Genomic DNA, 22758 nt, shown 5'->3' with positions numbered 1-22758 from the left:
GTTGATAAGTAAGGCAGTTTTTCATGCGGGATCGCAATTTTGATGATATTGCAGACAAATTTTCACGTAATATTTACGGCACAACCAAAGGTAAAATCAGACAGGCCGTCGTCTGGCAGGATATCAAAGAATTGCTGAAGCATTTACCTCAACGACCACTGCGTATTTTGGATGCAGGCGGTGGTGAAGGGAATATGGCTTGCCAATTAGCTGAATTAGGTCATCAGGTAATATTATGTGACCTATCTGAAGAAATGATCCAACGGGCAAAAAGTAATGCAGAAAAATGTGGCGTTCTTCATCAGATTCAATTTATCCAAAGTCCGGTACAGGAAATTCACCGACATATTGAACAGCCCGTTGATTTAATTCTGTTCCATGCGGTATTGGAATGGATCACCGATCAAAAAGATGCGATAGAAATATTGGGAGATATAATAACGCCCGGTGGTGCCCTCTCGTTAATGTTTTATAATGCTAATGGGTTAGTTATGCGCAATGCCATTTTGGGTAATTTTCATTTGGCAACGCCAAATATTCAGCGTCGTCGTAAGCGTTCTCTATCGCCACAGAATCCATTAGTGCCCGAACAGGTATATCAATGGCTCGTTGAACTCAATATGGAAATAACCGGAAAAACAGGAGTCAGGGTTTTTCACGACTACCTGCAAAATCGCCAATTGCAAGATACAGATTTTCCAGCGCTGCTAGAACTTGAACAACGTTATTGCAGACAAGAGCCCTATATCAGCTTTGGGCGCTACATTCATGTGATGGCACGCAAGCCTACCTTAAAGAGCGAATTATGAGTGAATATTCCCAGACTGTTCCTGAACTTGTGTCCTGGGCCAGAAAGAATGATTTTTCCATTTCGTTGCCACCAGAGCGGTTGGCTTTTTTGATGGCAATTGCTGTATTGAATAGTGAACGTCTTGATGGCGAAATGAGTGAAGGAGAGCTGGTTGATGCTTTCCGGGAGGTTTGTAAAGGTTTTGAACAAACTGCGGAAGCTGTTGCGGTTAGGGCGAACAACGCCATTAACGATATGGTACGCCAAAAGCTGCTTAGCCGTTTTACCAGTGAATTAGCAGAGGGTAGTGCGATCTATCGCCTGACTCCATTAGGGATTGGCATTAGTGATTATTATATTCGTCAGCGTGAATTCTCTACGTTGCGTCTTTCCATGCAGCTTTCCATCGTTGCCAATGAACTGCATCGTGCCGCTGAGGCTGCTGAAGAAGGTGGTGATGAATTTCATTGGCATCGCAATGTGTTTGTGCCACTTAAGTATTCGGTAGCTGAAATATTTGACAGTATTGATATGTCACAGCGCATCATGGATGAGCAACAAAACAGCGTAAAAGCAGATATTGCGGCGTTGCTTAATCAGGATTGGCAGGTAGCTATCGCCAACTGTGAGCAGCTACTGTCTGAAACCTCTGGAACCTTGAGAGAACTTCAGGACACACTGGAGGCGGCTGGTGATAAACTACAGGCTAATCTGCTGCGGATCCAGGATGCCAATATGATAAATGTTGGCTCTGAACTGGTGGATAAACTGGTTTTTGATCTGCAAAACAAACTCGATCGTATTATTAGCTGGGGGCAACAGGCTATTGACCTTTGGATCGGTTACGACCGCCATGTTCACAAATTTATCCGAACTGCCATTGATATGGATAAAAACCGCATTTTTGCCCAGCGTCTTCGCCAATCTATCCAACACTATTTTGATAACCCGTGGGTGCTGACTGTCGCAAATGCAGAGCGTTTGCTGGACATGCGTGATGAAGAGCTGACATTGCGCAATGAAGCAGTCATGGGTGAATTGCCACCAGAAATGGAATACGAAGAGTTTAGTGAAATCAACGAGCAACTGGCGGAGATGGTGGAACAGGCACTGGCAATTTACCAACAGGCTAAACTTCCATTGGATTTAGGTGCGGTATTGCGTGATTACCTTGCTCAACATCCCCGCAAGCGTCATTTTGATGTGGCACGTATTCTGGTGGATCAGGCAGTACGGTTGGGCGTTGCAGAAGCGGATTTCTCTGGGTTGCCAGCGGAATGGTTAGCGATTAATGATTACGGAGCCAAGGTGCAGGCACATGTTATCGACACATATTGAACAATTTATGCCAGTTAAACTGGCTCAGGCATTATCCAACACACTTTTTCCAGAATTAGACAGCCAGCTTCGTTCGGGTCGTCATATTGGAATAGATAATCTTGATAATCATGCTTTTTTGATGGATTTTCAGCAGGAGTTGGAAACATTTTACTCACGTTATAACGTCGAGTTAATTCGCGCACCAGAAGGTTTTTTCTACTTACGTCCGCGTTCAAATACGCTGATTTCCCGTTCTGTTTTGTCTGAGTTGGATATGATGGTGGGTAAGATCCTGTGCTATCTCTATCTCAGCCCGGAGCGCTTATCCAATCAGGGTATATTTACTTATCAGGAGCTTTATGAAGAGCTGTTGTCATTGGCAGATGAAAACAAACTGATGAAATTGGTTAACCAACGTTCAACTGGCTCTGATTTGGATAAACAAAAACTACAGGAAAAAGTACGTACTTCCTTAAACCGTTTGCGTCGTTTGGGAATGGTTTATTTCCTGCAAAATGACAGTAATAAATTTACGATCACCGAAACTGTATTTCGTTTCGGTGCAGATGTGCGTAGCGGTGATGATCCACGTGAAGCCCAGTTACGGATGATCCGTGATGGAGAAGCGATGTCGGTGGAAAGCAGTTTATCGCGAGAAGGCAATGAACACGAAGAAGCATCGGTGCATTTAGCAGAAGGTGCGGAGGATGAGCAGTTATGATTGAACGCGGTAAATTTCGCTCACTGACACTTATTAACTGGAACGGCTTTTTTGCCAGAACGTTTGATCTTGACGAACTGGTAACCACGTTATCTGGTGGTAATGGTGCGGGTAAATCCACGACGATGGCAGCATTTGTCACGGCTCTGATCCCTGACCTGACGCTACTGCATTTCCGTAATACCACGGAGGCAGGCGCAACCAGTGGTTCTCGTGATAAAGGTTTGCACGGAAAACTGCGTGCAGGAGTTTGTTATTCTACACTGGATGTTGTTAATTCCCGTCATCAACGGATTATTGCCGGTGTACGTTTGCAGCAGGTTGCTGGACGAGATCGAAAAGTTGATATCAAGCCCTTTATGATCCAGGGCGTCCCTGCATCAATACAGCCGACACAGTTATTAACCGAAAACATCAGCGAACGTCAGGCACGGGTTCTGCCATTAAGTGAACTGAAAGAGCGTCTTGATCAGATGGATGGTGTCCAGTTCAAACAGTTCAACTCCATCACTGACTACCATGCCTTGATGTTTGATTTAGGTGTGGTCCCGAAACGTTTACGCTCTGCCAGTGATCGCAGCAAGTTTTACCGCCTGATTGAAGCATCGCTGTATGGCGGGATTTCCAGTGCCATTACCCGTTCATTGCGTGATTACTTATTGCCAGAAAATAGTGGTGTCAGAAAAGCATTTCAGGATATGGAAGCCGCTCTGCGTGAAAACCGTATTACGCTGGAAGCAATTCGTGTCACTCAATCTGACCGTGATTTGTTTAAGCATCTTATCACTGAAGCGACGGCGTATGTTTCTGCTGATTACATGCGTCATGCTAACGAGCGCCGCATCCATTTAGATGAAGCACTGGCTTTACGTAGTGAATTGTTTGGGGGCCGTCGTCAGCTAGTGACGGAGCAGTATCGCCATGTTGAGATGGCACGGGAACTTACTGAACAGAGTGACGCATCTTCTGATTTGGAGATGGATTATCAGGCAGCCAGTGATCACCTGAATCTGGTTCAAACAGCCATGCGTCAGCAGGAGAAAATTGACCGTTATCAGGCGGATGTTGAAGAGCTGATTTATCGACTGGAAGAACAAACTGAAGTCGTTGAAGAAGCGAAAGAATTGCAGGTGGAATACGAGGCTGTTTCTGAGGCAGCTGAACAGGAAGTTGACGAATTGAAAAACCAGCTTGCTGATTATCAGCAGGCATTAGATGTACAACAAACCCGCGCAATTCAATACCAGCAGGCATTGCAAGCGTTGGGACGTGCCCGTGAGTTTTGCCAGCTTCCTGAACTGTCGATAGAAAATGCAGAAGAATGGCAAGAAACCTATCAGGCTAAAGAGCAGCAGGCAACAGAAACCCTGTTATCATTGGAACAAAAGCTGAGTGTGGCCGATGCCGCCCATAGTCAGTTCGAGCAAGCTTACCAGTTGGTAAAAAATATTGTTGGTGAAATCAGTCGCAGTGAAGCATGGCAAAGTGCGCGAGAAATACTGCGTGAATGGCCATCTCAGCGTCATTTGGATGATCGTGTTCAACCATTGCGTATTCAACTGGCTGAACTGGAACAACGGCTGAACAGTCAGCAAAACGCAGAGCGTTTGTTGGAAGAATTCTGCAAACGTCATCACCAGCAATATCAGGCGGAAGATCTGGAAGCATTGCAGGGTGAATTCGAAGCTCAGCTGGAAGAATTAAGCCAGAGTGCGTATGAAAGCGGCGAGCGCCGTATGCAGATGCGCCAAGAACTTGAGCAGTTCAAGCAGAAAATTCAAGGATTGACATCACGTGCCCCTGTTTGGCTGGCTGCGCAGGAAATGCTGAACCAACTTAGTGAGCAGAGTGGTGAAACGTTCGAAAGTGGCAATGATGTGACGGAATATATGCAGCAGTTGCTGGAGCAAGAGCGTGAAATCACCGTTGAACGTGACGATGTGGCGGCACAGAAACGTGAACTTGAAAAGCAGATTGAGCGCTTGAGCCAGCCGAGTGGGGCAGAAGATAGCCGATTGCTGGCACTGGCGGAGCGTTTTGGCGGAGTTCTGCTCTCAGAGATTTACGATGACATTACCATTGACGATGCACCTTATTTCTCTGCACTATATGGCCCTGCACGTCATGCGATTGTTGTACCTGATCTCTCTCTGGTACGCTCACATCTGGAAGCATTGGAAGATTGTCCGGAAGATCTCTATCTGATCGAGGGTGATCCACAATCATTCGATGACAGCGTATTCCATTTTGAAGAGCAGGAAAATGCAGTTCTGGTGAAATCCTCTGATCGCCAGTGGCGTTATTCCCGTTATCCTGAAGTGCCACTTTTCGGGCGGGCGGCAAGGGAAAACCGTCTGGAAGCTCTTAGCCTGGAGCGTGATACACTGGCAGAGCGTTACGCAACGCTTTCATTTGATGTACAGAAAATCCAACGTGCACATCAGGCTTTCAGCCGTTTTGTTGGCAAACACTTATCCGTGGCGTTTGATAACGATCCGGAAGTTGAAATTCGTAGTCTGAACCAGCGCCGTACAGAGCTGGAACGAGAATTGTCACAGTTTGAGGACCAGACTCAACAACATCAACAAAAACAGTCTCAGATAAAAGAGAGTTTGTCTGCACTGAATCGATTGATTCCACAAGTCACAATTTTATTGGATGAAACACTGATTGACCGTGTAGAAACCGTGCGTGAAGAATTGAGTGAAGCACAAGATGCGGCACGTTTCTTACAACAGCATGGTAGTGCGTTGAGTAAACTTGAGCCATTGGTTTCCGTTCTGCAAAATGATCCCCAACAACATGAACAGTTACAGCGGGATTATGAGACGGCTAAACACAGTCAAATCAAAGCTAAACAACAGGCTTTTGCTCTGTCTGAAGTGGTACAACGTCGTGCTCATTTCAGTTACAGCGACTCGGCGGGAATGCTCAGTGAAAATAGTGACCTGAATGACAAACTGCGTCAGCGTCTTGAACATGCGGAATCTGATCGCCGCCGTGCCCGTGAACAATTGCGCCAGCAGCAGTCGCAATGTGCCCAGTTTAGTCAGGTATTGGCTTCATTGAAGAGTTCTTATGACACCAAACGGGATATGTTGCAGGAACTTGAGCAAGAGATGAAAGAGATTGGTGTTCAGGCTGATGCCAATGCAGAAAGTCGTGCTCGTGAACGTCGTGATCAGCTTCATACTGCCGTGCAAACTAATCGTTCCCGTATTAATCAGCTTGAGAAACAGATTGCATTCTGTGAGGCTGAAATGGAAAACCTCCAGAAAAAGCTGCGTAAATCTGAGCGTGATTATTGCCTGAAGCGGGAGCAGGTGGTTTCTTCTAAAGCTGGCTGGTGTGCTGTGATGCGGCTGGTGAAAGACAATGGCGTTGAACGTCGTCTCCATCGTCGCGAACTGGCTTATATGGATAGCGATGCGTTACGTTCAATGTCAGATAAAGCGTTGGGAGCGTTGCGTCTTGCGGTGGCGGATAATGAGCATTTGCGTGATGCATTGCGATTGTCTGAAGATCCGAAACGTCCTGAACGTAAGATTCAGTTCTTTGTCGCTGTGTATCAACATCTGCGTGAGAGAATTCGTCAGGATATCATTCGTACTGATGATCCAGTTGATGCCATTGAACAGATGGAAATTGAACTGGCTCGTTTAACGGAAGAATTGACATCACGTGAGCAAAAATTGGCGATTAGCTCTAAAAGTGTCGCCAATATCATCCGTAAAACTATCCAACGTGAGCAGAACCGTATTCGTATGCTGAATCAGGGGTTGCAAACTGTTGCATTCGGTCAGGTAGGTGGTGTGCGCCTGAATGTGAATGTACGTGAAAGCCACTCTGTTTTGCTGGACGTACTTTCTGAGCAGCAGGAGCAGCACCAGGATCTGTTTAACAGCCAGCGTCTGACCTTCTCGGAAGCAATGGCCAAACTTTATCAGCGCTTGAATCCGCAAATCGATATGGGGCAGCGTTTACCTCAAACGATTGGTGAAGAATTACTGGATTATCGTAATTATCTTGAATTAGAAGTTGAGGTAAACCGTGGATCAGATGGTTGGCTGAAAGCAGAAAGTGGAGCACTTTCCACAGGTGAAGCGATTGGTACGGGGATGTCAATTCTGGTTATGGTTGTGCAGAGTTGGGAAGAAGAATCCTGTCGTCTGCGTGGCAAAGATATCTCTCCATGTCGTTTGCTGTTTCTTGATGAAGCGGCTCGTTTGGATGCGAAATCAATTGCGACACTGTTTGAATTATGTGAACGCTTGCAAATGCAGTTAATCATCGCAGCGCCAGAAAATATTAGTCCAGAGAAAGGGACAACCTATAAACTGGTGCGTAAAATCTTTAATAATCAGGAACATGTGCATGTTGTCGGGTTGAGAGGTTTTGGGCAGGAAGTACCTGCTATCGAACAGCGGCAAGAACAAGCTCAAGTGATATTCTGAAGATAATTTCTTCTAAATAAATAAGCTAAAGCCGTCACTCAATTAAATGACGGCTTTTTAATTTATAAAGATAATAATAACGTTTTGAAATATGTGCATAGAGTCTCATTTTATTGAGATAAGAGTGCTTATTATTCCATGCCATTGGGCATCCAAGGTATAAGAAGGAAAAACGATGCGTAAAGTGATGTTGGCATTTAGTACAATTGTACTTGCTGTTGGTTTAAACGGTACAGCTCAGGCAAAAATACAAATGCCAGAACAAATCAGTTCAGGGGTCACGGCGGTAGAGCTTTCTCAACGTCAGGCAGTGCATTGGGTCTCCGTAGAGCAAATTGAAAAAAGTTTGCAAAATCAGCCGCCAATGGCCGTCGGGTTTGATATTGATGATACGGTATTGTTTTCCAGTCCCGGTTTTTATCGGGGTAAATTGGAATATTCGCCAAATGATCATAGCTATCTGAAAAACCCAGAGTTTTGGAAAAAAATGAATAATGAATGGGATAAGTTCAGTATGCCAAAACAGGTTGGTATCGATTTGGTGCGGATGCATTTGAAACGGGGTGATGATGTCTACTTCATCACTGGACGCACTAAAACCAAAATAGAAACAGTTACCAAATATTTACAGGAAGATCTCCATATTCCTGCTGATAAAATGAACCCTGTTATTTTTGCTGGTGATGATCTTGGTAAGAATAATAAAATTAGCTGGATGAGAGATCATAAACTGAAGATTTATTATGGGGATGCAGATGCTGATATTGCTGCGGCCCGTGAGTTGAATATTCGTGGTATTCGTATTCTGAGAGCATCCAATTCTTCTTATCAGCCTTTACCTAAAGCAGGTAAATTTGGAGAAGAGGTGGTGATAAACTCAGAATATTAATATGAAATTTTATTATATTTATTTCTTATTAAAGGCACTTTAAGTGCCTTTTCTTTTTTAGGATTAACATAATCTAATTTATTATAGTAAAAATTTCTTTTGACTCATGTAATTGGAGATAATTAAAAATCTTTCTGTCTTAATAAGTAATTATGTATATAATTACTATTATTTTCTTCTGATAAAATAGTTCTGCCGATAATTAGAATAAGTCATTGGATAGCCAGATATACCCAGAAAATTTCATGTACAGTGTTAAGGCTGATGAATGCAGTCGACGAAGCTGTCTCCATGAAAAAGAGGGGTATACATAAAAAGCGAGGTGAACTCTTATGGCAAATTACACGGTAAGATTACTGAAATTTTCTTTTATTTTTAGCATATTAGTGGTATCAGAGGGAACCTTTGCAAATCAACAAAATGGATTGATAGCAAATGATGTCCAACAATTGTCAGGGGAGCAAAAAAAAGCAGATATCAACATATCCTCTACTCAGATAGTTCCTGTATTTTCAACAAATTCTCTTGAAGAAAGTAAGGAGCAATTACAGAACTTATTGCCGAAAAAAATAACTCCTGTTTTCTCTGAGCAATTAGCCAGATTATATTCGGTAAATAACATGAAGCCATTATGGCAGGATAAAAATGCTATACAGTATTTTGAACGGCAATTATTTGATTTGTCGTTAGCTGGGTTTCAGCCTCAATTTGGGAAATGGCTTGTGCAACTTAATTATCCTGAATTAAGTGATATGGGGCGAGATGTCATTCTATCTGATGCTATGCTAGGTTATCTTCATTTTATTAATAACATTCATAAGAAAGGGGATTCATGGTTATATAGCAAAACACCTTATAAAATCGATTTACCTTCTTATGATTTAATTGATAAATGGCAAAAGCATATTTCTAGTAATAGCCTTAGTGGTTATATTTCGGGATTATCTCCTGCTCATTCCATGTATGAAAATATGCGCAGTGAGATGCTAAAACAATTATCGGATAAACAGCCGTGGTCTGAATTTTCGATGAAAGAAATGTTAAAACCGGGACAAAGTAGTAAAAGTGTCACCGTATTAAGAAATATATTAATTCGAACTGGTACTTTGGAGTCATCAGCAGTCAGGCCCGAAAATAAGGTCTATAATAAAGAGTTAGTTGCTGCTGTAAAACGCTTCCAATCTTTACATGGATTATCCGCTGATGGTGTTATTGGGCAGTCTACAAGAGTATGGTTAAATACTACGCCACAAACCCGTGCCAGAATTATGGCTTTGAATATGCAGCGGTTACGCATCATTCCTGACAATCTTCCCACCGCGATTTTGGTGAATATTCCGAATTACTCGTTATTTTATTATCTGGATGGTGAGAAAGTTTTAACTTCTAAAGTTGTTGTTGGACGCCCAAGCCGAAAGACACCGATTATGAGCAGTGAGATGGACAATGTGGTAATCAATCCTCCCTGGACTGTTCCTGTCAGTATGACCCGTAAAGACATAGCACCAAGAGCTATGCGTGATCCCAATTATTTTCGTAGCCGTGGTTATACTGTTTTTTCCAGTTGGCATAGTGATGCTACAGTTATCAATCCCTCATCAATTAATTGGCGAGTGATAACACCTGGCAATTTCCCTTATCGGATACGGCAAGCTCCAGGCCCAACTAACTCATTAGGACGATTTAAATTTAATATGCCAAATTCAGAGGCGATATATTTGCATGACACGCCAAATCAGGCTTCATTCAATCGAGAAATGAGAGCGGTTAGTTCAGGTTGTGTGCGTGTTAACAAAGCACCTGAATTGGCCAATATGTTATTGGGAGATGCGGGTTGGGATAAAAGTCGTGTGAGTAATTCTTTAAAAACGTGGGCAACAAAGTATGTGAATATATCGAAAAAAATCCCAGTATTCCTTTATTATCAGACAGCTTGGATTGATGAAAAAGGAAAGCCTCAATATCGGGCAGATATCTATGAATATGATAGTAATGCCAGAAAAAAATCTGAACTGGTGTCCCAAGCCTTGGTAACCAAACGGGATACATTGTCACCATAATTTTTATTAAATCATGAATGAAAGAAATTGATAATCGCATCTATGCAGTGAGGATAAGGAATTTATATCCTCACTGCTATTTTTTCTGCCTCTCATTTTTATCCCTTCCGATTGTTTTTCTTTTACTTATAACGTAATTATCTTGATCCGATCAAATAATAGGAGCTACTTTTTGTCTGTTGTTGCATTGTTAATTGATTAAATATAATTGTTAATATAGTTTTGAAATTATCCATACACCTCTATGGATTTCAAGATGTAATCAATAAAGAATAAAGCCATATCTTGAAAGACAATGGGGGATAAATCATAGAATAGCAGGGCATAATACATGAATAATATTGATCATAACCGCCGTAAGTGGCTTGGCGTAGGTATGGTTGCATTGGGGTTAGGTTTATTACCTCAACATGCACTAGCTACATTGACAATTCCACGCCCCAGAAGCCTACGTATAGATAATCTCCATACCGGAGAAACCATTAAGGCCGAATTTTTTGACGGTCGTCATTATAATAAGTCCGAACTTACTCGCCTAAATTATTTATTCCGTGATTATCGCCAAAATGAAATCAAAACAATTGATCCGGAGTTATTTAACCAGATCTACTTACTACAAATGATGATGGGAATAAATAAATCTATTCAATTGGTATCGGGCTATCGTTCATTAAAGACTAATAATATGTTGCGCCATAAAAGCTCTGGCGTGGCAAAACACAGTTATCATTCCTGTGGTCAAGCAATGGATTTTCATATTGATGGGGTAGGGCTGACACATATTCGTAAGGCGGCATTGAAGATGAGAGCAGGTGGAGTAGGGTTCTATCCAAAAAGTAATTTTATTCATATTGATACAGGACCGATCAGGACGTGGTAATCTTATTATATCTTTCATTTTTCAAGTTGCCTCTCTGTTTGCTGCGCTACAACTTGAAAATTTATTAGGTATATTAAGAATTTGTCCTGATTGTGGAGTTAAGCAATACAATGAAATACCACATTATGCCTGTCACCGCTGCGATGCAGAATTGTACGTTGATCTGGTGCGAGGAAACTCTGGAGGCTGCAATTGTTGACCCCGGTGGTGAAGCTGAAAGGCTGATATCTGAAATAGAACGTCGGGGGATAAAGTTAACCCAAATTTTACTGACACATGGTCACTTTGATCATGTTGGTGCAACTGTTGATATTGCTACTTATTTTAATGTGCCAGTTCATGGCCCGCATAAAGCCGATGCTTATTGGATAGAAGCATTAGAGGTTCAATGTCAAATGTTTGGTGTCAAAGAATGCCCATCTTTTACCCCTGAACGTTGGCTGGATGAAGGAGATACATTACAAATTGGCAATATCCAACTTTCTGTTTTGCATTGTCCGGGGCATACACCAGGGCATATCATCTTTTCCAACCATGCTGAGAAGTTAATCTCGATGGGAGATGTACTATTTAAAGGTAGTATCGGGCGCACGGATTTTCCGGGTGGAAATTATGATGAGTTGATCCAATCTATTAAAGAAAAAGTGTTACCTTTGGGCGATGATTACCAATTCATTCCCGGACATGGGCCAATGTCAACATTGGGTCATGAGCGAAAAACTAACCCTTTTTTGTAAAACTGAGCGATAAATTTTCAGACCCAGAGGGTTTTGAGGTAAAAATAATAAAGCCGCTAACCAAGCGGCTTTATTATCAGGATGCTTTATGTACCTTATGAAAATTAAAGCACGGCAACGATAGCTTCACACAGTGGAACCATGTTCTCCAGTGTTAAGCCTGCTACGTTAATACGGCCAGAGCTGACCGCATATACGGCATATTCTTCACGCAGGCGCTCAACTTGTTCTTTAGTCAGACCACTAAATGAGAACATACCATTTTGAGCGATGATGAAGCTGAAATCTTGTTTTGTCCCTTTTTCTTGCAAAGTGTTTACAAACAACTGACGCATACGTTGAATGCGTTCGCGCATTGTTGCCAACTCCTGAACCCATTCTGCTTTCAGTTCTTCGTTGGACAGAATGGTTGTTACTACAGATGCACCATGTGCTGGTGGGTTAGAGTAGTTGGTACGAACAATAGATTTCGCCTGACTGAATGCTTTTTCTGCGGTGTCACTATCTGCTGCAACGATGGTACAAGCGCCTACACGCTCATTGTACAGGCCGAAGTTTTTGGAGTAAGAGCTGGCAACGAGCAGTTCATTGTGATTTTTGGCAAAAATGCGCAGACCTTCGGCGTCTTCATCCAGACCTTTGGCAAAGCCCTGATAAGCGAAATCGAATACAGGCAACCAGCCATTTGCTGCAGATAAATCTGCCAGTTTCTGCCACTGTTCAGCGGTTGGATCAATACCGGTTGGGTTATGGCAGCAGCCATGCAGCAGAACAACATCACCTGCCTGTGCTTCAGACAGACTTGCCAGCATACCTTCGAAGTCCAGTGCGTGTTTTTCTGCATCGTAATAGTTGTATTCGCGGATCTCTAAACCTGCGCTGGTGAAAACACCTATATGGTTTGGCCAGGTCGGGTTGCTGATCCAAACACGTTTGGCATTGGTTTGTTTAGCAATAAAATCAGCGGCAATACGCAGTGCACCTGTTCCGCCTGGGCTTTGTACAGTACGGGCGCGTTTGTCAGTAACGATAGCGCTGGTGCTGCCGAAGAGCAGTTCTTGAGTTACACGACCAAATTCCGGTAATCCGCTAATTGCCAAATAATTTTTAGTAGTTTCATTTTCTAGCAGGAATTTTTCTGCTTTTTTAACGGTGGTCAGGACAGGGGTTTTACCGGTTTCATCTTTGTAGACACCAATACCCAAGTTGATTTTATTTTCGCGGGGATCAACTTTAAAACTATCCGCTAAACCAAGGATGGGGTCGGCAGGAGCTGCTGTGATTTTCTCAAACATTTTTTCAATTCCAAAATTTGGAGAGTTAAGCCCAAAATGAGTTATATGCCGCTCAGGGTAACCTTAAGGAATCCATTTGCCAACCACTAGTAGTAAAAAGAATAAAATCTTGTGAAGTAGTTTACGGAGTGAAGAAAATAGTCAGGAAAAACAGTGAAATAAAATAAAAAAGCAGCGCTCCGGCGCTGCTTTTCTGAGATAAATATGTTTAACTTTTCGCTAAACAGTTTATCAGCAGTGATTAGAACTGATAAGTCAGACCAACACCGAATACATTACGAGCACCTGTGTCGTTACCTTCGTTTTTGTTCAGTAGGTTGATTTTATAATCAACATAGGTAGACAGGTTTTTGTTAAAGTAGTAGTAAGAACCTACAGAAACATATTTGACTAGATCAGCGTTGAAACGGTCTTTGCCTTCAGTCAGATCTTTGCCTTTTGACTGCACATAAGCCAGAGATGGTTTCAGACCATAGTCAGCGAACAGGTATTGTGCAACTAATTCAACGTTTTGAGTTTTATTAGCAATACCGTCGTGTTTTATACCAGCAACATTTACTGAACCAAGGGTCATATTGCGGGTTTCGCCGTACATTGCTGCCAGATATACGTTGTTAGCATCGTATTTCGCACCGATGTTCCATGCTTCAGCACGTTTACCAAAGGCATTAGACTGTTTCTGACCATTACCTAAGGTACGGGCAGAATTAGCATAAGTACCACCAACAGTGATGCCGTAACCTACGTTGTAGGTAGCAGACAAACCGTAGCCATCACCATTTGCTTTCTTGATGTCTTCACGGCCATTTTTGGTGCGGTTGCTGTTCTGGCCTTGGTATTGCAGAGCAAAGTTCAGGCCATCAACCAGACCAAAGAAGTCAGTGTTACGGTAGGTCAACAGGCCAGTAGCACGGCCAGTCATGAAATTGTCAGTCTTAGCCATGGAGTCACCACCAAAGATTGGCAGTACGTCAGTCCATGCGTTAACGTCGTAGTTTACGCCGTAGTTACGACCGTAATCCAGTGAACCGTAGTTAGCGAATTTCAAACCAGCAAAAGCCAGACGGGTAGCAGTGGTAGCAGTATCTTGCTTACCTTCTTCGGTGTGGGCTTTCAGATTGTATTCCCAACGACCGAAACCAGTCAGTTGATCAGTGATCTGAGTTTCGCCTTTGATGCCGATACGAGCGTAAGAAGCATCACCATCTTCACTGCTTCTCTTATCTGCGAGCTGATGACGGACGTCTACTTTACCGTACAGATCCAGTTTGTTACCATCTTTGTTGAAAATTTCGGCTGCGTTTGCTGTACCAGCAACCAGCAGAGCTGGAATTACCACTGCAAGAATATTGCGCTTCATTATTATTACCCTCATTGGTGTTATTCAGACATCTGTTACTGTCAGAAACAGAACACTAAAGTTTTTGGAACTATTTATGGGTATCAGGTGTCTTATTAATCTGCGCTCAGTGTTCCATTGGTCATAGGTTTTATCCACCCTCAAAATGCTACAAAAGCACAAAATTAGTAACCAAATGAAAATAGATATTTCAAATTGTAAATGTCAAGGAACTTTTTTTGCGCTGTTTTCGCCATAGAATGAAAAAAGCCAGCAAATGCTGGCTTTTCTTAGGATTAAATTTTGCGTATTTATTGAGCTAATTCATTAGAAACTTGCGTTTCTTGGTGTCCGAGGGAACGGGATAACATCGCGTACATTTGATACACCAGTAACATAAGCCACCAGACGTTCAAAGCCCAGACCGAAACCAGAATGAGGAACGGTGCCATAACGGCGTAGATCACGATACCACCAATAATCTTCTTTATTCAGTTCCATCTCTTCCATACGCTTATCCAGCATGTCCAAACGTTCTTCACGTTGGGAGCCACCAATAATTTCACCAATGCCTGGCGCCAGAACATCCATTGCAGCAACAGTTTTACCATCTTCATTCATGCGCATGTAAAAGGCTTTGATGTCTTTTGGATAGTTTTTCATGATAACTGGCGCACCAAAGTGCTTCTCTGCCAGATAGCGTTCATGTTCAGATGCCAAATCAACACCCCAGTAAACAGGGTTTTCGAATTTATGACCACAGTTTTCCAGAATTTCAATAGCATCAGTGTAATCCAACTGAACAAAGTCTGAATCAACAAATTTTTCCAGTCGGATAATGACTTCGCTATCAACACGTTCTGCAAAGAACGCCAGATCATCAGCGCGTTCTGCCAAAGCGGCCTTGAAGACATACTTCAGCATTTCTTCAGCGAGTTTGGCGATGTCGTTCAGATCGGCAAAAGCGACTTCTGGCTCAAGCATCCAGAACTCAGCCAGATGGCGGCTGGTATTGGAGTTTTCAGCACGGAAAGTCGGCCCGAAGGTGTAGACTTTGCTCAATGCACAGGCGTAAGCCTCACCGTTCAGCTGACCGGATACTGTCAGGAAGGCTTCACGTCCGAAGAAATCTTTGCTGAAATCAACGTCACCTTTATCCGTCAGTGGCAGGTTTTGCAGATCCAAAGTGGAAACGCGGAACATCTCTCCCGCACCTTCGGTATCTGAAGCAGTGATCAAGGGAGAAGATACCCAAAAGAAACCTTTCTCATGATAGAAACGATGCAGAGCTTGTGCCAGAGTGTGACGAACACGGGCAACTGCGCCAATCAGGTTGGTACGTGGGCGGAGGTGGGCCACTTCACGTAGATATTCAATGCTGTGGCGTTTCGCCGCCATTGGATATGTATCAGGATCTTCCACTATACCAACGACAACCACTTTGGTTGCTTGCAGTTCGAAACTCTGGCCTTTACCTTGTGACTCTGCTACTGTGCCGGTCACTTCCACAGAGCAGCCAGTAGTCAGATTCAGAATTTCATCCTGGTAATTAGGTAAATTATTATTAACGACGGCCTGTAATGGATTAAAGCAGGAACCGTCATGGACGGCGAGGAATGAGATACCAGCTTTAGAATCTCTCCTTGTACGTACCCAGCCGCGGACGGTGACTTCGCTGCCAACCGGAACACGGCCTTGCAGTACATCGACTACAGGCGCTACGCTCATAAATTTCTCTCTTCTTTATATATAATAGTGAAATAGATAATTGGATTTATTGTAAATAGTGTCAAATGGCACTATGGCTCTTTATCTTACTTGTCATCTCACAGGAAACAAGCAGAAATTAAGGGGATTAACGGGGAAATAAAGAGAAAAGTTATTTTTCTTCCCGGCATAACCGGGATCTATCTGGTTATGCCGGAAACAATCAGTAGAAACTATACCGGAAACTACACGGCTTTTTTCATTTCCGGTATATCAAACGCTCTGCGTAATCTATTGACAAACTCAACATCTTCACAAATGGTTTTGCCGGGGCTGTCAGATAGCTTAGCCACCGGTTTACCGTTGCATTCAACAAGTTTGATCACAATATTCAGCGGTTTTATACCCGGAATATTACAGGTTAACCGTGTGCCAATGCCAAACATAACATTGATTCGCTTGTAAAAATGTTGATAGAGAGCCAGAGATTTTTGCAGATCCAGACTGTCTGAAAATACCAACGTTTTGGTCAGTGGATTGATACCCAGTGATTGGTAGTGTGCAATTGCTTTTTCACCCCATTCGATTGGGTCACCGGAGTCATGGCGCAGGCCAATATAAGCGGTAGCAAAGGATTTATCAAAATCCCGCAGGAATGCATCCATCGTAATGCAATCTGTCAGGGCAATGCCCAACTGCTCTGGGTATTCATTCAACCAAGTCTGTAATGCTGCCCGCTGGCTGTTGGCAAGTTCAGGGCTGATTTGTTGATGTGCCTGAAACCACTCATGAGCTTGTGTGCCAAGAGGTGCCAGATCCAGCTGTTGTGCCAGTTGGTAGTTACTGGTGCCAATCAGATAAGGAAAGCTCTCTTTCAGCTCCTTGACAATGGCATACTGCACTTCATGTGAAAAACGGCGACGAGTGCCGAAATCCATCAATTTGAAACCGGACAAATCGATATTTTCTGCTGTGGCGTCTTGATGGAACAGCTCGATTAATTTTCTGAGCTGACTGACAGCCACTTCCGGTTTTATTTCAGGAGAACGGTGACGGTGAACCAGTTCACTGATTAAGGCAAGCAGCGGGACTTCCCATAGAATAACGTCACGCCATAAACCTGAAATTCTGATGGCTAACTGTCCCTTATCAGTAACAGAAACTTCGACTTGTTCTGGGTTAAAACGAAAAGTTTTGAACCAGTCCAGATAATCTTGTTTAAAGAACGGTAAACTGGAAAGATATTCAGCCTCGCGTTCTGTCAGGGCTAAATCAGCCATCATATTAATTTGATGACGTAATTCCTCGGCATATTCACCGAGTAGCTCATCACCACGACAACGAAATTCTGCAACAACAGGAATATCGTTGTAATGGTGGTACACTGCTTGCTGCATATGAAATTTATAAGCATCAGTGTCAAGCAGTGATCTGATAATCGGGGTAGCGTCTAAAGTCATGGCGCGTCAAACATCCTCGCGGAGCATTTGTGTCTGCTAAATCGATAAAGTCGGAAGAGTATACCGCGATTATTTCGTTATTAAAGCCACATAATCACATATATTTTTCCGGACAAGAGATTAAGGTTGATCAATTTATAGATGATATCATGTTAAATACAATATGAGATGATAATTAGCACAAAAGCACCAATATACCGATTACATCATTTATACCTTTATTTAATAAATCATTAATATATGAAAAAAGAGATTTCAAGATTGAAAGGATGGGATCTCTGTGGCAGCGTTAGCTTCTCAATCAAGTAATGAAAAAGGTTTCTTATGACAAAACAGCGGCTTATTAAACATCGTCTGGATTATAAAGCGCCAGATTACACGATTACAGATATTGATCTCGATTTTGTTCTGGATGCAGATAAAACAACTGTAACGGCAACCAGCCAGGTAAAACGTCTGATTAATGACATTGCACCCCTCATTTTGGATGGGGAAAATCTCACACTGAAGAGTATTCATATTAATGATACAGCGTGGGAACATTATCAGGAGCAGGATGATAAATTAATCATAGAACAATTACCCGCGCAGTTTACTTTGAAAATTGTTGTTGAAAATCATCCATCTGCTAATACCGCACTTGAAGGTCTGTATGTGTCAGGTGATGCTCTGTGTACGCAGTGTGAATCGGAAGGTTTTCGTAACATTACTTACTATCTGGACAGACCGGATGTATTGGCTCGTTTTACGGCCCGTATTACCGCAGATAAATCCAAATATCCTTTCTTATTGTCTAATGGTAACCGCGTCGAGCAGGGAGAGCTTGATGATGGCCGCCATTGGGTGAAATGGCAGGATCCATTCCCGAAACCCTCTTATCTGTTCGCGTTGGTGGCAGGGGATTTTGATGTTTTGCGTGATACTTTTATTACCCGTAGTGGTCATGAAGTTGCTCTGGAGCTGTTTGTAGACCGGGGTAATTTGGATCGTGCCGATTGGGCCATGACATCACTGAAAAACTCCATGAAGTGGGATGAGACTCGCTTTGGTTTGGAGTATGACCTTGATATTTACATGATTGTCGCTGTTGATTTCTTCAATATGGGGGCGATGGAGAATAAAGGGCTAAATATCTTTAACTCAAAATATGTATTAGCTAAAACTGAAACGGCAACAGACAAAGATTATCTTGGCATTGAAGCCGTGATTGGTCATGAATATTTCCATAACTGGACGGGAAACAGGATCACCTGTCGTGATTGGTTCCAGTTAAGCCTGAAAGAAGGGTTGACGGTATTCCGTGATCAAGAATTCAGTTCTGATTTAGGTTCACGTTCTGTTAACCGTATTAATAATGTGCGTGTTATGCGCGCAGCACAGTTTGCTGAAGATGCCAGCCCAATGGCGCATCCTATCCGCCCTGATCAAGTAATGGAGATGAATAATTTCTATACGTTGACAGTCTATGAGAAAGGTTCGGAAGTGATCCGAATGATCCATACATTGTTGGGTGAGGAACAATTTCAGGCGGGAATGCAGCTTTATATTCATCGTCATGATGGTAGCGCAGCAACCTGTGATGATTTTGTTCAGGCGATGGAGGATGCTTCAAACGTTGATTTGACATTATTCCGTCGTTGGTACAGCCAATCCGGTACTCCGGTAGTGACTGTCCGCGATGAGTACGATGCAGAAAAACAGCAATATACTCTGCATGTCACTCAGATGACACCACCAACTGCCGATCAGAAAGAGAAGCTGCCACTACACATTCCGCTGGATATTGAATTGTATGATGAGGATGGCCGGGTGATCCCACTGTGTCGTGATGGTCAGTTGGTTCACTATGTCCTGAATGTTATCAATGCAGAACAATCATTTGTATTTGATGTTGTTCCGTCACAGCCAATTCCTTCTTTATTACGTGAATTCTCGGCACCGGTGAAACTGGATTATCCATATAGTGATTCCCAATTGGCTTTCTTAATGAAGCATGCACGTAATGAATTTTCCCGCTGGGATGCCGCACAAGCACTATTGGCTAATTATGTAAAACTGAATGTTGCCCGCTATCAGCAATCTCAGCCAATAGAGCTGCCAATGCATGTGATTGATGCATTCCGCGCGGTATTGTTGGATAAGGAAATTGATCCTGCGTTGGCTGCCTTGATCCTGACACTGCCTTCTGAAAATGAAATGGCAGAGTTGTTTACGGTGATTGATCCACAGGCTATTCATGAAGTGCTTTATGCTATCACGCGTAGTCTGGCTAATGAAATGGTGGATGAGTTCGCTGCTGTTTATCACAGTATTCACACAGGAACATATCGTGTGGAACATCAGGATATTGCGAAACGGGCATTACGCAATATTTGTCTGCATTATTTAGCTTTTATTGAAGATAAGGGGCAGGCAGATAAATTAATCGCGGCTCAATATTATCAGGCTGATAATATGACGGATACTATTGCTGCGTTATCTGCGGCAATGGCGGCAGAATTACCTTGCAGTTATCAGTTGATGGATGAGTTTGATCAACGTTGGCATCAAGATGGTTTGGTTATGGATAAGTGGTTTATTCTTCAGGCCACTAGCCCTGCGTTTGATGTGCTTGATAAAGTGCGTAGCTTGATGAAGCATCGTTCTTTCAGTTTGAGTAATCCGAACCGGATTTATTCGTTGCTGAGAACTTTCTTTGTCAATAATGCAGTAGCATTCCATGCTGAAGATGGGCGTGGTTATCAGTTCCTGAAAGAAGTATTGACTGATTTGAACAGCCGGAATCCACAAGTGGCGTCACGTTTGATTGAACCGTTGATTCGCCTGAAACGTTATGATGAAAAACGTCAGGCGCTGATGCGTGCTACTTTAGAAGAACTGAAAGAACTGGAAAACTTATCTGGTGACCTGTTTGAAAAAATCACCAAGGCACTTGAAAGCTAAGTTATGATATTTTCCTCCGGCAATAGCCGGAGGAGATTTTGCTGTTCAGATCTTCTTCTGTCGATAACTTGCTAACACAGCGACTTGTTAATATAGCTATTTGTTAATACAGAAATACACTGAAAAATATCTTCTTTGTAACGTTTACATTTTGACAGGATCTCTTTAAGATGCTCCGCGCTTATTTCACCGTCATCATGACCTGTCATTATGCTTGCAGGAGATTACATGTATTATCCTCTTCTAAAAAAGGCATTGTTCCAGCTTGATCCGGAACAGGCACATGAACTTACTTTCCGCCAGCTCAAACTTGTTACCGGTACTCCTTTCGAATTTCTCATCCGCCAATCAGTCGCTGCTAAACCCGTCACTTGTATGGGGTTGTCATTTAAAAATCCTCTTGGTTTAGCTGCTGGTCTTGATAAGAATGGTGATTGCGTTGATGCATTTGGCGCGATGGGCTTTGGCTTTGTTGAAATTGGTACAGTAACGCCACGCCCACAAGCCGGGAATGATAAACCGAGATTATTCCGCGTTGTTGAAGCAGAAGGCATTATTAATCGGATGGGTTTTAATAATCTTGGCGTTGATAATTTGGTTGAGAATGTAAAAAGAGCAAAATATGACGGAATTATCGGAATTAATATTGGTAAAAATAAAGATACATCAGTAGAAAATGGTAAAGATGATTATTTAATTTGCATGGATAAAGTTTATTCTCATGCAGGTTATATTACGATTAATATCTCTTCACCTAATACACCGGGCCTGAGAACATTACAGTATGGTGAAGCACTGGATGATCTCTTATCTGCGATTAAAAATAAACAAAGTGAACTACAACAAAAATATCAAAAGTATGTTCCTGTTGCTGTGAAAATTTCGCCAGACCTGACAGAAGAAGAATTAGTAAAAATCGCCGATAGTTTAATGTGCCATCACATTGATGGTGTTATTGCGACTAATACCACATTAGATAGAAATATTATTGAAGGATTGAGTCACTGTCAGCAAGCTGGTGGTTTGAGTGGTCGCCCTGTACAACTGCACAGCACAGAGATTATTCGACGTCTTTCTCAGGAATTAAAAGGTGAAATACCAATTATTGGCGTTGGTGGAATTGACTCTCTGGTTTCTGCCAGAGAAAAAATGGAAGCAGGCGCTTCATTGATTCAGATATTCTCTGGTTTTATTTATAAAGGGCCAAAGTTAATCAAAGATATTGTTAATTATATCTGAGTATTCGCTGCAATCTTGTGTTGAAGGTTTTGTGTTGGGGGTTTATTTCTGCCCCCAATTCGTCTATATTTTGTCTGACAGACTAATCTTTTAAATTCTTTTGAATTTCCATGATGGTGGTACTTATTTTTTAACAAGTAAACTATTTTGAGCATAAAAGGGTAACCAATGAGAATTAGACCTGATGATCAGTGGCGCTGGTATTTTGATGCCGAGCATAATCGTGTCATGCTCGATCTTGCTAATGGTATGGTTTTTCGTTCCCGTTTTCCTGCCAAAATGTTGACTATTTATGCGACCACAATGAAAGAAAGCTGTTTTTCTGTCGATGATGCAGCACTTTATTATACTTTCGAAGAGTATTCCCGCCGTATTCATATTGCACCAGAGCTCAGGGCTGAATTAGCGCTAAATGGATTAATTGCGTTTCGCTTTATGAAACCACAAATGCCAAAAAGCTGGTATTTTTCTGTTTTTTCTTTAATTACTAAACCGGAACAAGGAGAAATTGTTCAGGTGCGTTTACAAAACGATGGAACAGAAATTCTGTTTATGGTTGCTGAAGCTGGAGATAGTGCCAGCGTATGCTTATTAGTGCAGCAAAAATTAGATCTCGGTGATCGCGTGATGAATTTTTGCGATCCGATCAAAATAATGAATGATCGTTTAATTCCTTATTTTGAACCTGTTCAGGCGCCAATATATGACAAGGTGATTTAAGGTAATCTAACGTTATTGTATTATGGGAAGACAACAAATTAACTTTATAGCTTATAGATATTGATCTACATTAACCAAGGGCTGACTTTCCCTCTCTTTCACTATCTTAACTAATATCTTATCATCGAGAGTCTCCGGCATTTTTTCGTACAGTTCCGCAGTAACACAATAAAAAACAGGTTGATTTTTGTTCAGAGTGAGCAA

General features: G+C 42.3%; 15 protein-coding genes and 1 pseudogene. 11 read left to right on the top strand and 5 right to left on the bottom strand.

The features are described from left to right. The first annotated feature begins 23 nt into the window (after positions 1-23). The 8 genes from cmoM to HGO23_RS12290 all read left to right on the top strand — a co-directional run bounded on the left by cmoM (position 24) and on the right by HGO23_RS12290 (position 11851). Positions 24-809, top strand: coding sequence for a tRNA uridine 5-oxyacetic acid(34) methyltransferase CmoM (gene cmoM / locus HGO23_RS12325; RefSeq protein ID WP_209026790.1), 786 nt, complete (start codon positions 24-26; stop codon positions 807-809). After that, complete coding sequence (gene mukF / locus HGO23_RS12320) at positions 806-2128, top strand: chromosome partition protein MukF (RefSeq protein WP_099136740.1); 1323 nt, start codon at positions 806-808, stop codon at positions 2126-2128. The genes cmoM and mukF overlap by 4 nt, the downstream gene beginning before the upstream one ends. Next, positions 2109-2831, top strand: coding sequence for a chromosome partition protein MukE (mukE, locus tag HGO23_RS12315; protein ID WP_099136741.1), 723 nt, complete (start codon positions 2109-2111; stop codon positions 2829-2831). Before mukF ends, mukE begins: the two co-directional genes overlap by 20 nt. After that, positions 2828-7285 (top strand): chromosome partition protein MukB, encoded by a 4458-nt coding sequence (gene mukB / locus HGO23_RS12310; RefSeq protein ID WP_209026789.1) that lies wholly within the window; start codon positions 2828-2830, stop codon positions 7283-7285. The genes mukE and mukB overlap by 4 nt, the downstream gene beginning before the upstream one ends. A gap of 175 nt (positions 7286-7460) precedes the next feature. Further along, complete coding sequence (gene aphA / locus HGO23_RS12305; RefSeq protein WP_099134898.1) at positions 7461-8174, top strand: acid phosphatase AphA; 714 nt, start codon at positions 7461-7463, stop codon at positions 8172-8174. 332 nt (positions 8175-8506) lie between these two features. Then, entirely contained in the window at positions 8507-10234 is a 1728-nt protein-coding gene (ldtD, locus tag HGO23_RS12300) for a L,D-transpeptidase (RefSeq protein WP_209026788.1), read from the top strand. Between the two features lie 331 nt (positions 10235-10565). Next, the gene (gene mepK, locus HGO23_RS12295) at positions 10566-11114 is read left to right on the top strand and encodes a peptidoglycan L,D-endopeptidase MepK (protein ID WP_209026787.1); all 549 of its coding nucleotides are present in this window, start codon (positions 10566-10568) and stop codon (positions 11112-11114) included. Positions 11115-11224: 110 nt separating this feature from the next. Further along, a complete protein-coding gene (locus tag HGO23_RS12290; protein WP_209026786.1) occupies positions 11225-11851 on the top strand; it encodes an MBL fold metallo-hydrolase in 627 nt (208 codons plus the stop codon). 104 nt (positions 11852-11955) lie between these two features. On the opposite strand, the gene HGO23_RS12285 is transcribed toward HGO23_RS12290, so the two are convergent. The 4 genes from HGO23_RS12285 to pncB all read right to left on the bottom strand — a co-directional run bounded on the left by HGO23_RS12285 (position 11956) and on the right by pncB (position 17652). Further along, complete coding sequence (locus tag HGO23_RS12285; protein WP_099134894.1) at positions 11956-13146, bottom strand: amino acid aminotransferase; 1191 nt, start codon at positions 13144-13146, stop codon at positions 11956-11958. 241 nt (positions 13147-13387) lie between these two features. Beyond that, a complete protein-coding gene (locus HGO23_RS12280; RefSeq protein WP_209026785.1) occupies positions 13388-14506 on the bottom strand; it encodes a porin in 1119 nt (372 codons plus the stop codon). Between the two features lie 306 nt (positions 14507-14812). Then, entirely contained in the window at positions 14813-16213 is a 1401-nt protein-coding gene (asnS, locus tag HGO23_RS12275; RefSeq protein ID WP_209026784.1) for an asparagine--tRNA ligase, read from the bottom strand. 224 nt (positions 16214-16437) lie between these two features. Continuing rightward, complete coding sequence (pncB, locus tag HGO23_RS12270) at positions 16438-17652, bottom strand: nicotinate phosphoribosyltransferase (protein ID WP_099134891.1); 1215 nt, start codon at positions 17650-17652, stop codon at positions 16438-16440. A 324-nt stretch (positions 17653-17976) separates the two neighbouring features. Between pncB and pepN the strand changes: the two genes are divergently transcribed. From pepN to HGO23_RS12255, 3 genes are all read left to right on the top strand, one after another. After that, entirely contained in the window at positions 17977-20595 is a 2619-nt protein-coding gene (gene pepN, locus HGO23_RS12265) for an aminopeptidase N (protein WP_209026783.1), read from the top strand. 228 nt (positions 20596-20823) lie between these two features. Then, on the top strand, positions 20824-21834 hold the full coding sequence (gene pyrD / locus HGO23_RS12260; protein ID WP_209026782.1) for a quinone-dependent dihydroorotate dehydrogenase: 1011 nt from the start codon (positions 20824-20826) through the stop codon (positions 21832-21834). A gap of 168 nt (positions 21835-22002) precedes the next feature. Next, on the top strand, positions 22003-22554 hold the full coding sequence (locus HGO23_RS12255; protein WP_209026781.1) for a cell division protein ZapC: 552 nt from the start codon (positions 22003-22005) through the stop codon (positions 22552-22554). A gap of 51 nt (positions 22555-22605) precedes the next feature. On the opposite strand, the pseudogene HGO23_RS19695 reads toward HGO23_RS12255, so the two are convergent. Continuing rightward, positions 22606-22749 (bottom strand): annotated as a pseudogene (locus tag HGO23_RS19695) (type II toxin-antitoxin system Phd/YefM family antitoxin); the annotation flags it as partial. Between the last annotated feature and the right edge of the window lie 9 nt (positions 22750-22758).

The organism is Xenorhabdus budapestensis (assembly GCF_017743015.1).
Taxonomy (GTDB): domain Bacteria; phylum Pseudomonadota; class Gammaproteobacteria; order Enterobacterales; family Enterobacteriaceae; genus Xenorhabdus; species Xenorhabdus budapestensis.
Note: the sequence above shows the minus strand (reverse complement) of the source record. Positions and strands in the feature narration are given on the sequence as shown.

What these genes read in the sequence shown, in the direction of transcription:
- cmoM (WP_209026790.1), top strand. Translation starts at nt 24, where the DNA reads ATGCGGGATCGCAATTTTGATGATATTGCAGACAAATTTTCACGTAAT.
- mukF (WP_099136740.1), top strand. Translation starts at nt 806, where the DNA reads ATGAGTGAATATTCCCAGACTGTTCCTGAACTTGTGTCCTGGGCCAGA.
- mukE (WP_099136741.1), top strand. Translation starts at nt 2,109, where the DNA reads ATGTTATCGACACATATTGAACAATTTATGCCAGTTAAACTGGCTCAG.
- mukB (WP_209026789.1), top strand. Translation starts at nt 2,828, where the DNA reads ATGATTGAACGCGGTAAATTTCGCTCACTGACACTTATTAACTGGAAC.
- aphA (WP_099134898.1), top strand. Translation starts at nt 7,461, where the DNA reads ATGCGTAAAGTGATGTTGGCATTTAGTACAATTGTACTTGCTGTTGGT.
- ldtD (WP_209026788.1), top strand. Translation starts at nt 8,507, where the DNA reads ATGGCAAATTACACGGTAAGATTACTGAAATTTTCTTTTATTTTTAGC.
- mepK (WP_209026787.1), top strand. Translation starts at nt 10,566, where the DNA reads ATGAATAATATTGATCATAACCGCCGTAAGTGGCTTGGCGTAGGTATG.
- HGO23_RS12290 (WP_209026786.1), top strand. Translation starts at nt 11,225, where the DNA reads ATGAAATACCACATTATGCCTGTCACCGCTGCGATGCAGAATTGTACG.
- HGO23_RS12285 (WP_099134894.1), bottom strand. Translation starts at nt 13,146, where the DNA reads ATGTTTGAGAAAATCACAGCAGCTCCTGCCGACCCCATCCTTGGTTTA.
- HGO23_RS12280 (WP_209026785.1), bottom strand. Translation starts at nt 14,506, where the DNA reads ATGAAGCGCAATATTCTTGCAGTGGTAATTCCAGCTCTGCTGGTTGCT.
- asnS (WP_209026784.1), bottom strand. Translation starts at nt 16,213, where the DNA reads ATGAGCGTAGCGCCTGTAGTCGATGTACTGCAAGGCCGTGTTCCGGTT.
- pncB (WP_099134891.1), bottom strand. Translation starts at nt 17,652, where the DNA reads ATGACTTTAGACGCTACCCCGATTATCAGATCACTGCTTGACACTGAT.
- pepN (WP_209026783.1), top strand. Translation starts at nt 17,977, where the DNA reads ATGACAAAACAGCGGCTTATTAAACATCGTCTGGATTATAAAGCGCCA.
- pyrD (WP_209026782.1), top strand. Translation starts at nt 20,824, where the DNA reads ATGTATTATCCTCTTCTAAAAAAGGCATTGTTCCAGCTTGATCCGGAA.
- HGO23_RS12255 (WP_209026781.1), top strand. Translation starts at nt 22,003, where the DNA reads ATGAGAATTAGACCTGATGATCAGTGGCGCTGGTATTTTGATGCCGAG.